Origin of the sequence: Marinomonas foliarum (assembly GCF_016906065.1) — a bacterium.
Classification (GTDB): domain Bacteria; phylum Pseudomonadota; class Gammaproteobacteria; order Pseudomonadales; family Marinomonadaceae; genus Marinomonas; species Marinomonas foliarum.
Genome location: NZ_CP070273.1, coordinates 3,442,126 through 3,455,721 on the forward strand (window position 1 = coordinate 3,442,126; position 13,596 = coordinate 3,455,721).

Below are 13,596 nucleotides of genomic sequence, written 5' to 3' on the forward strand. Positions count from 1 at the left end.
TTGGATTAATGAAAGAGTGAAACGGATTTTTTGTTTTTTACTGCTGTTTAGCACATTGAAGGTGTCGGCAGCGGTTTATGTAGTTCACAATACTGAAGAGAGTTCAGTACGTTCATTGACGTTCCAACTTTCTAAATTGTTATCAGCTAGTACAGCGATTATTCCAGTGCGTCAGTCTGTGTTTGTGCAAAATATTTCAGCGTTACAACAAGACGATATGATTGTTGCTATTGGAGACGAGAGTCTTCGTCAAACTTGTTCCGTTGCCTCAAAGGGGGCAGTTGTTTCCGTCTTTATAGGAAAAGAGGAATATTTAAATATTCAGCCTCAGTGCTCGATACCCAGTAGTGCTGTTTTTTCAGGAGCCCCTTTAGAAAAGCGCTTGTCATTATTGCAAGCGGTATGGTTTGATCCAAAACCACTGACGGTTTTATACAGTGATAATCTTCTCATTGATCAGCAGGGTATGCAGGAGCAGGCAGCATTATATGGTTTTACCTTTCGTTTTTTGCAAACTGAGGTTGATCGTTTATCCGTTTTAAAAGCGGTTAACTATATTTTGGAAGATTCTAAGATGATGTTTTCATTGGTGGACTCGAAGCTTTATGAAAACGGTATTGCACAAGACATTTTGAAGCTGCTATTTCATAAACAGAACGTGATGGTGGGTCCATCGTTTGGCTTTGTGAGAGCTGGCTCTTTGTTTGCAATTTATTCTGATACAGAAACAAAGCTGGATGCTTTAGCGGCTCGCATTAATGGTTGGCAAGAAGAGGGTACGCTGTTGGAAGCAGTATACCCAGATAAACTAAGAGTCAGCTTTAACCCCTATCTAATCAAGTCTCACGGTATTGTGCTGCCTTCGGCAGCTTATTTAAAAGACCAATATGGACTTTGCTCGGAGACCGCATGCAACTAACTCCGAGCCTCAATTAGTCTAAAAAACGCTTTACCAAGCTACTAAACGGTACGGGTTTTTCAGCATGGAGCCAGTGTCCTGCTCCTGATATCATTTTAAAGCTAGCCTGTGGAAATAGTTTGAAGATAGCATCCTGATAATCAGCCACAATATAGTCTGAATTCTCGCCTTTTATAAACAGTGTTGGGGTGTTGATCGCAGTGCTTATCTCTGGTTTTTTCAAAATAACCGAGTAGCTGTCAGCAATATTTTTTACCGAAAGATCTAGGCCAAACCCTTGTTCTTTTTTGGTTAGGCTTTTTAATAAAAACTGTCTTACCGCCAAATTTGATTCATACTGGCTCAATAATGAGTCGGCTTCTTTTCTTGATGCCGGTTGCGCTTCATCAATAGCCTTTAAACCTTCTAAGATACGAGTATGACTAGGCTCGTAATCGACAGGAGCAATGTCCACCACGATGAGCTTTTCTATTTGTCCAGCTTGGGCGATTGCTGCCATTTGCATGGCGACTTTCCCACCCATAGAATGACCTAAGAGATAGAAGCGATTTATATTATTTGAGTGAGCCCAATTCAGAACAGCTTCAGCCATTTTAGGGTAGCTTGCATCCGGCATACTATCTGACTGTCCATGGTTTGGAAGGTCGACACAATGTATCGTGAAGTTTTCCGCTAAGGATTGCGCAATAGAGTGCCAGTTGTCAGCATTGCCAAATAAGCCATGGATGACAATAAGATTTGGGCCTGATGAGCCATATTGCTTTGCGTGTATCATAGTAACCTTGTGTGGAAGTAAATATAGCTACATTGTATCAAGTCTTGGAAAGTTTCGTCCCTATAGAATCAAGGTAGTTGCTTGAATGTTAGACACATTTTTTATAAAGAGCTTGAAACACCCTTTGCGTATTACGGCAGTGGTGATAGATAAATTGGGCATTAAAGCCAATTGGATTACCTTATTTGGCTTTACCATGGGCATGATGGTCTTGCCTGCTTTGTATTTTGGAGATATGTCACTTGCTTTAGTGCTGGTGGTCATTAATAGAGTCATGGATGGTTTAGACGGTGCTGTTGCTCGTATCCAAGGGCCTACGGATTTGGGTGGTTATTTGGATATCACCTTAGATTTTATTTTCTATTCAGCGGTGGTGTTTGGCTTTGCTCTAATGAACCCGTTAGAAAACGCATTGGCGGCCAGTTTTCTGATTTTTTCTTTTATGGGGACGGGAAGTAGCTTCTTGGCCTTTGCTATTATGGCAGAGAAAAGAAACATTGAGCGTTTAGAGTATGGCCGTAAATCTTTGTATTTCTTGGGGGGGCTGGCAGAGGGAGCAGAAACTATTGCATTTCTAATACTGATTTGCATGTTGCCAAATTACTTTGCTGTACTGGCGTATGTTTTTGGTATGGTGTGTTGGATAACGACGGCAACCCGAATTTATGCAGGTTACCGGACATTACGTGACCCCAGCTAGGAAGAGCTATTAGTCGAAAAAAGCGATTTCGATATCGCTTTTAACGATGGCGCAGCATGCTAGTAAATAGCCGCTTTGCACCCATGCTAGGGGCTCAAATGGATAAATGACATTTCCCCATAAGAGTTTGATTGAGCAAGAAGAGCAATACCCTTCACGACACTGGTATTCAACGTGAATGCCAGCGCGCTCAAGCTGAATTAATAGGGGTTCTTCCTCAGTGACGAGGATTTGTTTTTTCCCTAAAAGTACGCGATGTACTGCTTGCCCTTTTCGCTCTTGTTTCTCAGATATTTCTTTTTTAGAGGTCGAAGTCATCAAAATCTGAGTCATCTAAACTGTTATCTGTTTGTCCAACTAAGTAAGAGCTGATTTCAGCTTCTTGTGGTGCGACTTGAACATTGTCACTTACTAACCAGGCATTGATCCAAGGGATTGGATTGTTCTTAGTGGCAAAGTGGGTTTCTAATCCAACGGCTTGCATACGAACATTGGTAATATATTCTACATACTGACCTAGGATTTGAGCGTTAAGACCGATCATTGAACCATCTTTGAATAGGTACGTTGCCCATTCTTTTTCTTGCTCAGCGGCTTCAATAAAGATCTGACGAACTTCATCTTGGCACTCTGCTGCAATGATGGCCATTTCAGGGTCATCTTTACCTGATGCCATCAGGTTCAACATGTGTTGTGTGCCTGTTAAATGTAAGGCTTCATCACGTGCGATTAGCTTGATGATTTTTGCGTTGCCTTCCATTAGAGTGCGTTCTGCAAAGCCAAAACTGCAGGCAAAGCTAACATAGAAACGAATGGCTTCTAATACGTTGACTGAAGCAATCGTAAGGTACAGTGCTTTTTTTAGCTTAGGCATAGATATTTCAATCTCGCCCCTACCTGGGATGTCGAATGTTCCCATGCCCATGGTGTTGTACAGATTGACCATTTCAATAAGGCGATCGTAGTAGATAGAAACGCTGTCTGCGCGCTTAGTAATTTCTTCGTTAGTGACAATATCGTCAAAAATCTTGGTCGGATCATTCACAATATTACGAATGATGTGCGTATAAGATCGGCTGTGAATGGTCTCACTGAAAGACCAAGTTTCGATCCATGTTTCTAATTCTGGTAAAGATACGATTGGTAATAAAGCAACATTTGGCGAGCGACCTTGTACACTGTCTAGTAGGGTCTGGTATTTTAGGTTGCTTAAAAAAATATGCTGCTCATGTGCTTCCAAGCGTTGGAAATCTTTGCGATCAGTTGAAAGGTCGACTTCTTCTGGACGCCAGAAAAATGACAGCTGCTTTTCTATCAATTTTTCAAAGATAGGGTGCTTTTGCTGGTCATAACGAGCAACGTTGACATTTTCACCAAAGAACATGGGTTCTTTTGTACTATCGAAATGTTTACGGTTAAAAGTCGAGTAACTCATGTCTCAGGGTATTCCTCAAAAGCATGGGGGTGTGATTGATAAAAGGCACACCTTAGTTGTTAATGAATTTAGGTGTTTCGCTAAAATGCTAAACATAGCAAAGCCCCATGTCTATGAGGCTTTGCTTGTCACATTGTTAAATGAACACTAAACGATGTTAGACAAGTTAGATTTTGCAAGCACCGCCAGCGCAATCATCCATGTCTTCTTGCTTGTCATCTGCACCATCACGCGTGTTGTGATAGTAAAGTGTTTTTACGCCTAATTTATAAGCTGTTAGAAGGTCTTTCAAAATCACCTTCATTGGTACTTTTTGAGCATCAAACTTCTGTGGGTCATAGTTTGTGTTAGCTGAGATAGCCTGATCGACAAACTTCTGCATGATGCCAACCAACTGTAAGTAACCATCGTTACTTGGAATAGTCCAAAGCAGTTCATAGTTGTCTTTTAAACGTTCAAACTCAGGAACAACTTGCTTCAAAATGCCATCTTTACTGGCTTTGACTGATACGAAACCTCGTGGTGGCTCGATGCCATTTGTCGCGTTGCTAATCTGAGAAGAGGTTTCAGATGGCATTAACGCTGTTAGAGTTGAATTACGTAGACCGTGAGTAACGATTTCAGTGCGCAAGCTTTCCCAATCGTAGAACAACTCGTTGGAAACGATGTTATCGATTTCTTTTTTGTAGGAATCGATTGGTAAAACACCTTTAGAGTAAGTTGTTTCGTTAAAGGCTAGGCATGGTCCAAACTCTTTTGCTAACTTGTTAGATGCTTTCAATAGGAAGTATTGAATTGCTTCAAATGTTTTATGAGTCAGCTCGTTTGCACTGCCGTCAGAATATTTAACGCCATTCTTAGCCAAATAGTACGCGTAGTTGATAACACCCACACCCAATGTGCGTCGTAATTCAGTGGCACGTTGCGCTGCTGGAATTGGGTAGTTTTGGTAATCTAACAGGCTGTCTAAAGCACGGACGATAAGTTCTGATAGTTCTTCTAGTTCATCTAGGTTTTCAAGCGCGCCTAGGTTAAAAGCAGAAAGAGTACAAAGTGCGATTTCGCCTTCTTTATCATCAATGCTGTTTAGTGGCTTAGTTGGAAGTGCGATTTCCAAACATAAGTTACTTTGCTTAACGGGTGCAACTTTAGGGTCAAATGGGCTGTGGGTATTGCAGTGATCCACGTTCTGTAAGTAAATACGACCAGTACTAGCGCGCTCAGAAGCAAATAGCGTGAACAGCTCAGTGGCTTTAACCGTTTGCTTGCGGATAGAGCTGTCTTGCTCATACATGGTGTATAGGCGATCGAATTCCTCTTGGTCTGCAAAGAAGGCATCGTATAGACCAGGTACATCTGATGGGCTAAACAATGTAATGTTGCCGCCTTTGATCAAACGTTGGTACATCAAACGGTTGAATTGAACGCCATAGTCTAAGTGACGAACGCGGTTTTCTTCTACACCACGGTTGTTTTTTAATACTAATAGGCTTTCGACTTCAAGGTGCCAAATAGGATAGAAAACAGTCGCTGCGCCACCACGAACACCACCTTGAGAGCAGCTTTTTACCGCAGTTTGGAAGTGCTTGTAGAACGGGATACAGCCTGTATGGAAAGCTTCGCCACCACGAATAGCACTACCCAAAGCACGAATAGCACCCGCATTTACACCAATACCAGCACGTTGACTAACGTATTTAACGATAGCGCTGGATGTTGCGTTGATGGAGTCTAAAGAATCACCACACTCAATTAGGACACAGCTACTAAACTGACGTGTCGGAGTACGGATACCAGACATGATAGGTGTCGGTAATGAAATCTTAAATTTAGAAACGGCATCGTAGAAACGACGAATAAGGTTCAAACGATCTTTTGAGTCGTACTCAGCAAATAAGCAAGCCGCAACAAGGATGTAAATAAACTGAGGGCTTTCGTAAATATCGCCGCTTACACGGTTTTGGACTAGGTATTTACCTTCAAGCTGTTTGACGGCCGCGTAGGAAAAATTCATGTCGCGAGAATGATCAATGAATTCATTCAGCTGATTGAAATCTTCTTCAGAATACTTTTCTAGCAGTTGAGCATCATAACGTTTTTGTTGAACTAGGTTTTTTACATGCGCATAAAGGTGTGGTGGCTCAAAATCACCAAAGGCTTTTTTACGTAAGTGAAAGATGGCTAGGCGAGCGGCCAGATATTGATAATCAGGCGTATGTTCAGAAATTAAGTCTGCCGCAGACTTGATTAGAGTCTCGTGGATGTCTGTAGTACGAATACCTTCAAAGAATTGAATTCGTGCTTTTAATTCTACTTGGGAAACAGAGACATTTTCTAAACCCTCAGCAGCCCATGCTATGACTTTATGAATCTTTTCCAGGTTGATGTTTTCGGTCTTCCCGTTACGCTTAGTAACTGTGAGAGTGCTCATGCCTTAACTTCCCATTAGTGCATTATAAAAAGAGGAGAATTACTCTATGTAGTATGTGTTTTAAAAGTGACACACTATATGTAGTGCTTCGTTAACAATATGTAACGAACAATAGTGCTCATTTGAATGAAAATCAAGGCTTGAAAAAAACTCTGAAATGATAAATGAAGAATGCCGAAGTGGTCACTTACTTTACTTGCCTCACTAAGCGTAAAGTTAGCAATTGGCAAGAGCATAAAATCTATTTTTATCTATTTTTATCTATTTTTCACATGAAAAAAACTCACCTAATTCTATGCACGATCTGCGCACGAAAAGTGATCAATATGCAAGGTTAAGCACCATTTTGACGCTACCAACAAGGGCAAATAATACCAGCTGATGAAGAAGGTAAATTGGCAATGCATAACGCCCCATGAAGCTCAGCATAACAATGATTATGTTGTTGGGTGTAGGCAGTTTATGCAGGTGTAAGTAGCCAAGTAGTGGTCCGATTAAGACAACGCCTATCCACGGGAAAGGGAAGACGATATCTAATGTTCTTTCCGGTATGGCAACATATTGGGTAATGGTTGAAAACGCATTAGGAAAAAGCAGCCAATCTGTTGCATGGTAAGCGACAATGATAGTGGCTCCGATAGTGGCTGAGAAAATAGGGTATTTTGCTATGGGTCTGTTGATCAAGGACGCTATAAAAATAAAGTGCAGTATACCAAAGTAAATCCATTGATTAGGCATAGCCAGATAGGTTGCAAGGGAAATGGCTATTGCGGCGATGAAGAGCTTAAGGTCTCGCTTCCAAAAAGAAGGGTTGGCTTTTTTAGTAAACACAAGGTAGGTTGACCAGCCAACAGCAGAAAGAAATAAAGTGAGAATAACGCTGCGGAAATATACCCAGAACGGGTCATAAATAGAGAATTCTACAAATCCAAAATTTCGTAAATCCCAACAGAAATGAAAAATGATCATTAGCAGCACCGCGGTACCACGATATACGTCTAAAAATGCACTGCGTTTTATAGATTCACAAAGGGAGGTGGGTTGCATTGTCATCCAAGGGGAATAATGTAGGTAGTATGTTGCCATCATACCGATACTCATTTTCCAGCTCAAGCCCGCAGGCGCTTATGCCACAGCTGCAGTCTGGGTTGTCTTGGGAAAGAGAAAGCTTAAAGATGTTTGGGCGTGAGGTGTCAGTGCCTCGGCAAGTGGCGTTTATTGCAGATGTGGGTGTTTGTTATCGTTACTCTGGTAAAGATCACTTGGGTTCTGGTTGGCCTGAATGGTTGTTGGCGATTAAAGAAGAAGCAGAGAGCCTTGCTCACCAGTCTTTTAATGCCGTGTTACTTAACTGGTACCAAGACGGTGAGGAGTATATGGGCTGGCATGCGGATGATGAGAAAATATTGGGGCCTGCTCCCGTAGTGGCTATGTTGAGCCTCGGTGCGACGCGTCCTTTTGTGTTTCGGTTAAAAGCAAACCATAGCATTAAGCACAATGTTGAATTGGAGAATGAGAGTTGGCTAATTATGGCTGCTTCAACGCAAGTGTTGTGGCAGCATTCTTTGCCTGTTAGAAAGCGCATCAAAGAGGAGCGAATAAGCTTAACTTTTCGTCTCCTGCTTTGATTCTTACGTTATGGCGCTTTGCGTGTTATCACCCAATCGTTATCGGTTTGCGTGAAGCAAATACGGTCATGAAGTCGGCTTGGTCGTCCTTGCCAGAACTCAATGAAACATGGCTTTAGCACATAGCCGCCCCAGTTTTCTGGGCAGGGAACTTCTTGATCGTTGAATGCTTGTTCTTCTGCATCAAATGCTTTTTGCAGTACGTCACGGCTAGCAATTACAGCGCTTTGTCTAGACGTTCTGGCTGCCAGTTGGCTTCCTCGTGGACGACTTGCAAAGTAGGTTTCTGACGTTTCTCGAGATACTTTTTCTATGGTGCCTTCTATACGAACTTGGCGAGATAGGGCAGGCCAAAAAAAGGTCATACTGGCTTTGTTGTTTTGCGCCAATTGCTGGGCTTTCTCACTGTCGTAGTTTGTGAAGAAAGAAAACCCTGTGCCATTGCGTTGTTTTAATAACACTACACGAGAATGTGGCCAACCATCTAATCCAACGGTGCTTAATATCATCGCAGTTGGGTCATCAGGGCAGGATTCAATGGCTTTTTCTAGCCAAACGTCAAACAAGTTCAGTGGGTTATTACCAGCCTGTTCTTCCAAAAGGTCGTCGAATTGGTAGTCACGACGAATAGAATGCAGATCTCTGTTCATGGTTAAATCCGGTAAGTGGTTGTGGTCATAACTTTGGATACTTGCGTCATGATGGCCATAATTGGTTGCGGGAACTCATAACCTCCAGCATCTAGTGCCATGGCTTTGTGTTTTGCTTCATCTATGTGCATTTGCGTTAGTACCGCTATGCTTTTTTCATCTTGCACTGGCAAGGTTGCCATGTGTTTTTGAAGGTGGGCGCAAACTTGATCTTCTGTCGCCGCAACAAACCCTAGGCTGAGTTTGTCGCTAATCAGGCCAGCACCAGCGCCAATCATAAACGATGCTCCATAGAACAATGGGTTCAAAATACTTGGTCTACTGCCTAAGTCATAAAGACGTTGTTCACACCAAACGAGGTGGTCGATTTCTTCGTCAGCAGCGTGTTCCATTTCTTGGCGAACCTTGGCAAGTTTTGCCGTAGTGGCTTGCCCTGCATAGAGTGCCTGTGCGCATACTTCGCCTGTATGGTTTATGCGCATTAGCCCAGATGAATGCTTGCGTTCGCTTTTATCTAATTCGGCTTCTTCTAGTGTATCAGCTGGAGAAGGTCGATGGGCCTTTGCCGTACTTGGTACAAGCGTCTGTAAGGCGCGATCAAGCTGTAATACGGCTTTGTCTAGAAAAGAGATCATTATATTTCCCCTTATTAACCTGGAGGCCATGTCATTGCGCGTCCACCGAGTACATGCATGTGAATGTGGTAAACGGTTTGTCCACCCATTTCGTTGCAGTTCATGACCACTCGATAGCCTGCATCGCTGATACCTTTTTGTTTTGCTATTTTTGCAGCGGTTATTTGCAGTTTCCCAACCACTGGTGCGTCGGCATCAGTTAGGTCGTTTAGTGTACTAATATGGCGTTTCGGGATGACTAGAAAATGAGTCGGCGCTTGAGGCATGATGTCTTCAAAAGCGATGACTTCATCGTCTTCAAATAGCACAGTTGCTGGGATATCCCCTTTTACTATTTTGCAAAATAAACAGTCCATATCATCTCCTTCGTGAGTATTATTCAAGGTTGCTGATGTTGCTTCAAGGTGTTTTGCGCAAAGGATTGATCCGTGACAAAGATGTGTTCTTTAGTCGGTCTCCCTTCTGAATTAACTTAGACAGTTGTTGTTCAAGTTGGCTGTCTAGTTCAGCGCAGGTTAAGAGGCCATCAAAACCTAGCTTTCTAGTGTAGTCGAGCGACATCTTAACATTGTTACTAATCAGCAAGCACTGATCTTCGATGCGCATTAAAGGCATCAGTCTTTGTTGTGTCACGTGGGGGATGTGCCCGCCGTTATCAAACACTAGAATGATGGAGCCGGATTTTCTTTTTTCAGGTAACTCTAAATGCTCTAGCAAGTTTTCCAGAGTTGAGACATGTTCAATTCGATTACTATGACTTTGTAATATCGACAGTGCTTTTTGTAGGTCCTCATCAGGCTGACCAAACAAAATAATATTGAAGTGCTGTTGTTGTGCAAGGTCATTATTTGTTGGGCGAATATGTACACTGATTGGTAACTTAATATTGATACAGCGTTCGCTTTCTAATGTTTTCATCTCGCCATCTAAATAGCGAATAAGCAGCAAAATATAATGCATGCCAAGGTCGAAGCTGCTAGAAGCCTGAATTCTGCTTGGGATAGGGCCGCAACTGATTTCTAATTGCGTAATACCGTCTCTGTTGCTTTCGTGGCGGCTGATATCCAACGTTAAGGTTTGATCTGTAAAGTGTTTGAATTCTTGGACTAGGCTTTCGATCAGGTGTTGTAATATCGTAGCATTTTGAAGTACTTCAACATGATCAGTGTTGTGAGTGTTTAACTCTATTAATGTGTTGTCTTGGTCTAAACGTTGAAGGTTATTATAGATACGATCTATTAGCTGGTTAAGTGGTTGAGGATAAGGCTGCTCCGGTGGTGTGTTGTCTTTTATATCGCTTAATAAGTCGATGCGCTCAATAATGTTTTTAAGGTTATTATTGGCCGTCTGGCTACTTGTTATAAAGGGTTTGACCTCTTTTGATGTCGTGACTTGTTCAAGGTGTGATAACCCGCCACCAAGAATGTTTATTTGACGTCGTAAGCGATTTGAAATATCTGATAGAAAATCCATAACCTCGGTTTGGTTGTATTGGCTTTTTAGCGTGTTCTTTTGGATCAGCGGCGAGGTTTGTACGATCATGCCAGAGAAATGAATCATGGCTTCCAAAATGATGGTGATGGTTAATCCCCATTCAAATAAGACGACACTTGGAATAATGCTATAAACCGATAAGATCCATAGAAAATGACCTGTGAGCAGAGTTAGCCTCGCGGCTAAGTAGTAGCCAGAAAATGGAATATTCTTAAGAAACGCAATGATAGCGTGTATCGTTAATAGTATTAGTGTGCTCATAACTATTAGAGAAAGCACTTTGATATTTAAGACATTGGGTGTCAGGCTAAAAATAATGGCAAAGATACCGTTAATAGAGCCGACTGCGATTAGGATTTTATCAATGTTAGGCAGGTGCGCTTTGGTGTTCAGATACAGTCTGGAAAAAAATACGATTGCGCATAAGCAGGCGAGTGACGATAGATTATATAAGCGCTCTTGAATATTGCTTTGATTAGGAAAAAACTGCGCGACCTGGTCATGAATGGAAAGGTGCAAAATCACAATGCCGACCAGTAAGAAACTATAAATCAAGTACATCGGATGAGATGTCTTGATGTAAAAGAAAATATTGCACACAAATAAGGTAAACAAGATACCAATCAAAATACCCGTGATAGTTAGCTCTTGCTGGGTGTCTTGGCTTATTCTGGAGAGGGTTTTTAGCTCAATATCAGCATTGATAGGCAAATGGGAAGAGAGCTTAAGATACAGTGTAAAGACAGGTGGCGGGTTGGCTGGAATCGAGAAAATATAATGTGGCGATTTCACTTGTCTGTTGTTGTAGGGTCTTGCACCACCAATTTCTACTTGGACTTGCCCTTTATGTAAAGTAGGTAAATAAATGTCTAGGTACTGAAGTCTTGGGGAATTTATTTCTAATAAGACTGGGGTGTTGTCGATAGTTCGTATCGCCACATCAGTACGAATCCATACGTTTCCTTCCACCATTCCAAGCTGAAAGTAATCGCTATTAATCGGACGGAATTGCTTGGCGTATTCATCGGATGAAATGTCATCAAGAGAGAGAGCTTTGTTCTTATCGATAAAATATGAGCCAGTTTGGCTGATGTTCGAGACGTCATGGCTATCATCGATGATAGCGATGGAGTTAACGCCCCATACAGTGTTGGAGATGCTGAGTATAAATAGTAAAATTAATCGATTAAGCAAAATGCTGGCCTGAGCAGATTCAATAAAGGCTATCATTATTAACTAGATAGGGGATTGAATGCTATATCCAATGTTGGTGGAATATTATGTTTGGTTTAGTTTGCTACTGTTGGGGGTTACTTGGTTTGCCCGACGAGCAACGCCAACCTTGCGAACGAACTTGTTCTACGGCTATGGAATGATTGCTGCTTTAGGCTTTGTTCTAGGGTTAGACTGGGTCGCTGGTGTTATTTTCGGCTTGTTGGTTTTAGAGCTCGGCCGTTTATTCAAAGCGTGGCTAAATAAGAAAGAGAGCCAGCTTAAACAAAAATAAAGTTGGTTTTTTACAGTTCTTAATTAAAGATGAAAAAAAGGCCTCAATAGAGGCCTTTTTAGTATTCAATTATCTGTGGTTTGGAAGATTACTTTTGTTCGCGAGCAATAGCGCGATGGCCAATGTCAGTACGGAAGTAAACTTTTTCCCAAGAGAGTGTGTTTACAACGTCGTATGCGGCAGCTTGTGCTTGTGCAACCGTATCGCCTAGAGCAACAGCGCAAAGTACGCGACCGCCATTAGTGACTGTCTGACCGTCTTTTAGTGCCGTGCCAGCTTGAAAGACTTTTTGTCCTTCAGGAAGTACAGCATCTAAACCAGAGATTACATCACCTTTCGGATAATCGGCAGGATAGCCACCAGCCGCCAGAACAACGCCTAAACTTGCGCGAGGGTCCCAATCAGCTTCAACGGTATCTAATTTGCCATTCACTGCTGCCAAACACATTTGTGCCAAGTCAGAGCGTAAGCGCATCATGATAGGTTGTGTTTCTGGGTCACCAAAACGACAGTTGTATTCAAGTGTTTTTGGTGTGCCATCTGGTGCGATCATTACACCAGCGTACAAGAAACCACGGTAACGGTTGCCTTCAGCGTTCATGCCTTTTACAGTTGGCATAATGACTTCGTTCATAATGCGATCATGAATTTCGGGTGTAACAACTGGAGCCGGAGAATAAGCTCCCATGCCGCCAGTATTCGGGCCTTGGTCGCCATTATCACGTGCTTTGTGATCTTGGCTGGTGGCCATTGGTAAAACGGTTTCACCGTCTACCATGCAAATAAAGCTGGCTTCTTCGCCAACTAGGAATTCTTCTATAACAACGCGGCTACCCGCATCGCCAAAAGAATTTCCTTGAAGCATATCTTCAACAGCTTCGATCGCTTCGGCTTCGGTTTGTGCCAAGATAACGCCTTTGCCTGCTGCTAAGCCGTCAGCTTTGACTACAATCGGAGCGCCTTGCTGTTTGATGTAAGCAACAGCTGGTTCGATTTCAGTGAAGTTGCCGTAAGCCGCTGTTGGTATATTGTGGCGAGCTAGGAAATCTTTAGTGAAGGCTTTAGAGCCTTCTAGTTGTGCTGCGGCCGCTGTCGGGCCGAAGATAGCCAAACCTTCTTTTTCAAACTCGTCCACTACACCAATAACCAATGGTGCCTCTGGGCCAACTATCGTCAAGTCGATATTTTCAGCTTTTGCGAAAGCAACAAGATCAGCAATGTCGGTTACGCCGATGTTAACGTTTTCAACTTTGTTTTCGGTTGCGGAGCCTGCATTACCAGGAGCAACGAACACTTTTTCTACTTGGCTGGATTCTGCAGTTTTCCATGCTAGAGCATGTTCACGACCGCCGTTACCAATAATAAGAACTTTCATTATCTAATCCTTTGTATTGCGAGTCAGAGGCCGGAAAAGCCTCTGAC

At 42.4% G+C, this 13,596-nt stretch carries 14 protein-coding genes; 4 read left to right on the forward strand and 10 right to left on the reverse strand.

Translation table 11 applies throughout. The features are described 5' to 3' along the window. Nucleotides 1–16: 16 nt before the first annotated feature. Nucleotides 17–919 (forward strand): hypothetical protein, encoded by a 903-nt coding sequence (locus JSY38_RS15940; protein WP_239544003.1) that lies wholly within the window; start codon nucleotides 17–19, stop codon nucleotides 917–919. Between the two features lie 13 nt (nucleotides 920–932). On the opposite strand, the gene JSY38_RS15945 is transcribed toward JSY38_RS15940, so the two are convergent. Continuing rightward, the gene (locus JSY38_RS15945) at nucleotides 933–1,694 is read right to left on the reverse strand and encodes an alpha/beta fold hydrolase (protein ID WP_205114131.1); all 762 of its coding nucleotides are present in this window, start codon (nucleotides 1,692–1,694) and stop codon (nucleotides 933–935) included. A gap of 85 nt (nucleotides 1,695–1,779) precedes the next feature. Here JSY38_RS15945 and JSY38_RS15950 point away from each other — a divergent pair, with 85 nt between their 5' ends. After that, nucleotides 1,780–2,394 (forward strand): CDP-alcohol phosphatidyltransferase family protein, encoded by a 615-nt coding sequence (locus JSY38_RS15950; RefSeq protein ID WP_205114134.1) that lies wholly within the window; start codon nucleotides 1,780–1,782, stop codon nucleotides 2,392–2,394. A gap of 9 nt (nucleotides 2,395–2,403) precedes the next feature. Here the strand turns inward: JSY38_RS15950 and yfaE are convergent, their stop codons facing one another. The 4 genes from yfaE to JSY38_RS15970 all read right to left on the reverse strand — a co-directional run bounded on the left by yfaE (nucleotide 2,404) and on the right by JSY38_RS15970 (nucleotide 7,349). After that, the gene (yfaE, locus tag JSY38_RS15955) at nucleotides 2,404–2,712 is read right to left on the reverse strand and encodes a class I ribonucleotide reductase maintenance protein YfaE (RefSeq protein WP_114411922.1); all 309 of its coding nucleotides are present in this window, start codon (nucleotides 2,710–2,712) and stop codon (nucleotides 2,404–2,406) included. Then, the gene (gene nrdB / locus JSY38_RS15960; protein WP_114411923.1) at nucleotides 2,696–3,829 is read right to left on the reverse strand and encodes a class Ia ribonucleoside-diphosphate reductase subunit beta; all 1,134 of its coding nucleotides are present in this window, start codon (nucleotides 3,827–3,829) and stop codon (nucleotides 2,696–2,698) included. The genes yfaE and nrdB overlap by 17 nt, the downstream gene beginning before the upstream one ends. A gap of 166 nt (nucleotides 3,830–3,995) precedes the next feature. After that, entirely contained in the window at nucleotides 3,996–6,260 is a 2,265-nt protein-coding gene (nrdA, locus tag JSY38_RS15965) for a class 1a ribonucleoside-diphosphate reductase subunit alpha (protein ID WP_114411924.1), read from the reverse strand. A gap of 321 nt (nucleotides 6,261–6,581) precedes the next feature. Continuing rightward, a complete protein-coding gene (locus JSY38_RS15970; RefSeq protein ID WP_239544004.1) occupies nucleotides 6,582–7,349 on the reverse strand; it encodes a heparan-alpha-glucosaminide N-acetyltransferase in 768 nt (255 codons plus the stop codon). Here JSY38_RS15970 and JSY38_RS15975 point away from each other — a divergent pair. Then, complete coding sequence (locus JSY38_RS15975; protein WP_114411925.1) at nucleotides 7,337–7,888, forward strand: alpha-ketoglutarate-dependent dioxygenase AlkB family protein; 552 nt, start codon at nucleotides 7,337–7,339, stop codon at nucleotides 7,886–7,888. The two genes, JSY38_RS15970 and JSY38_RS15975, sit on opposite strands and share 13 nt — an antisense overlap. Before the next feature lie 8 nt (nucleotides 7,889–7,896). Here the strand turns inward: JSY38_RS15975 and pdxH are convergent, their stop codons facing one another. Genes pdxH through JSY38_RS15995 form a run of 4 tightly spaced genes read right to left on the reverse strand, consistent with a single transcriptional unit; the run spans nucleotide 7,897 to nucleotide 11,897 of the window. Beyond that, the gene (gene pdxH, locus JSY38_RS15980; protein ID WP_114411926.1) at nucleotides 7,897–8,538 is read right to left on the reverse strand and encodes a pyridoxamine 5'-phosphate oxidase; all 642 of its coding nucleotides are present in this window, start codon (nucleotides 8,536–8,538) and stop codon (nucleotides 7,897–7,899) included. A gap of 2 nt (nucleotides 8,539–8,540) precedes the next feature. Beyond that, on the reverse strand, nucleotides 8,541–9,173 hold the full coding sequence (coq7, locus tag JSY38_RS15985) for a 2-polyprenyl-3-methyl-6-methoxy-1,4-benzoquinone monooxygenase (protein ID WP_181858523.1): 633 nt from the start codon (nucleotides 9,171–9,173) through the stop codon (nucleotides 8,541–8,543). Between the two features lie 14 nt (nucleotides 9,174–9,187). Beyond that, complete coding sequence (locus tag JSY38_RS15990; RefSeq protein ID WP_114411927.1) at nucleotides 9,188–9,529, reverse strand: histidine triad nucleotide-binding protein; 342 nt, start codon at nucleotides 9,527–9,529, stop codon at nucleotides 9,188–9,190. A gap of 43 nt (nucleotides 9,530–9,572) precedes the next feature. Then, nucleotides 9,573–11,897, reverse strand: coding sequence for a sensor histidine kinase (locus JSY38_RS15995; protein WP_239544006.1), 2,325 nt, complete (start codon nucleotides 11,895–11,897; stop codon nucleotides 9,573–9,575). 22 nt (nucleotides 11,898–11,919) lie between these two features. Here JSY38_RS15995 and JSY38_RS16000 point away from each other — a divergent pair, with 22 nt between their 5' ends. After that, entirely contained in the window at nucleotides 11,920–12,174 is a 255-nt protein-coding gene (locus JSY38_RS16000; protein WP_114411928.1) for a hypothetical protein, read from the forward strand. A gap of 88 nt (nucleotides 12,175–12,262) precedes the next feature. On the opposite strand, the gene purD is transcribed toward JSY38_RS16000, so the two are convergent. Continuing rightward, nucleotides 12,263–13,549: a phosphoribosylamine--glycine ligase gene (gene purD, locus JSY38_RS16005; protein ID WP_205114136.1), complete on the reverse strand. Its 1,287-nt coding sequence runs from the start codon at nucleotides 13,547–13,549 to the stop codon at nucleotides 12,263–12,265. Between the last annotated feature and the right edge of the window lie 47 nt (nucleotides 13,550–13,596).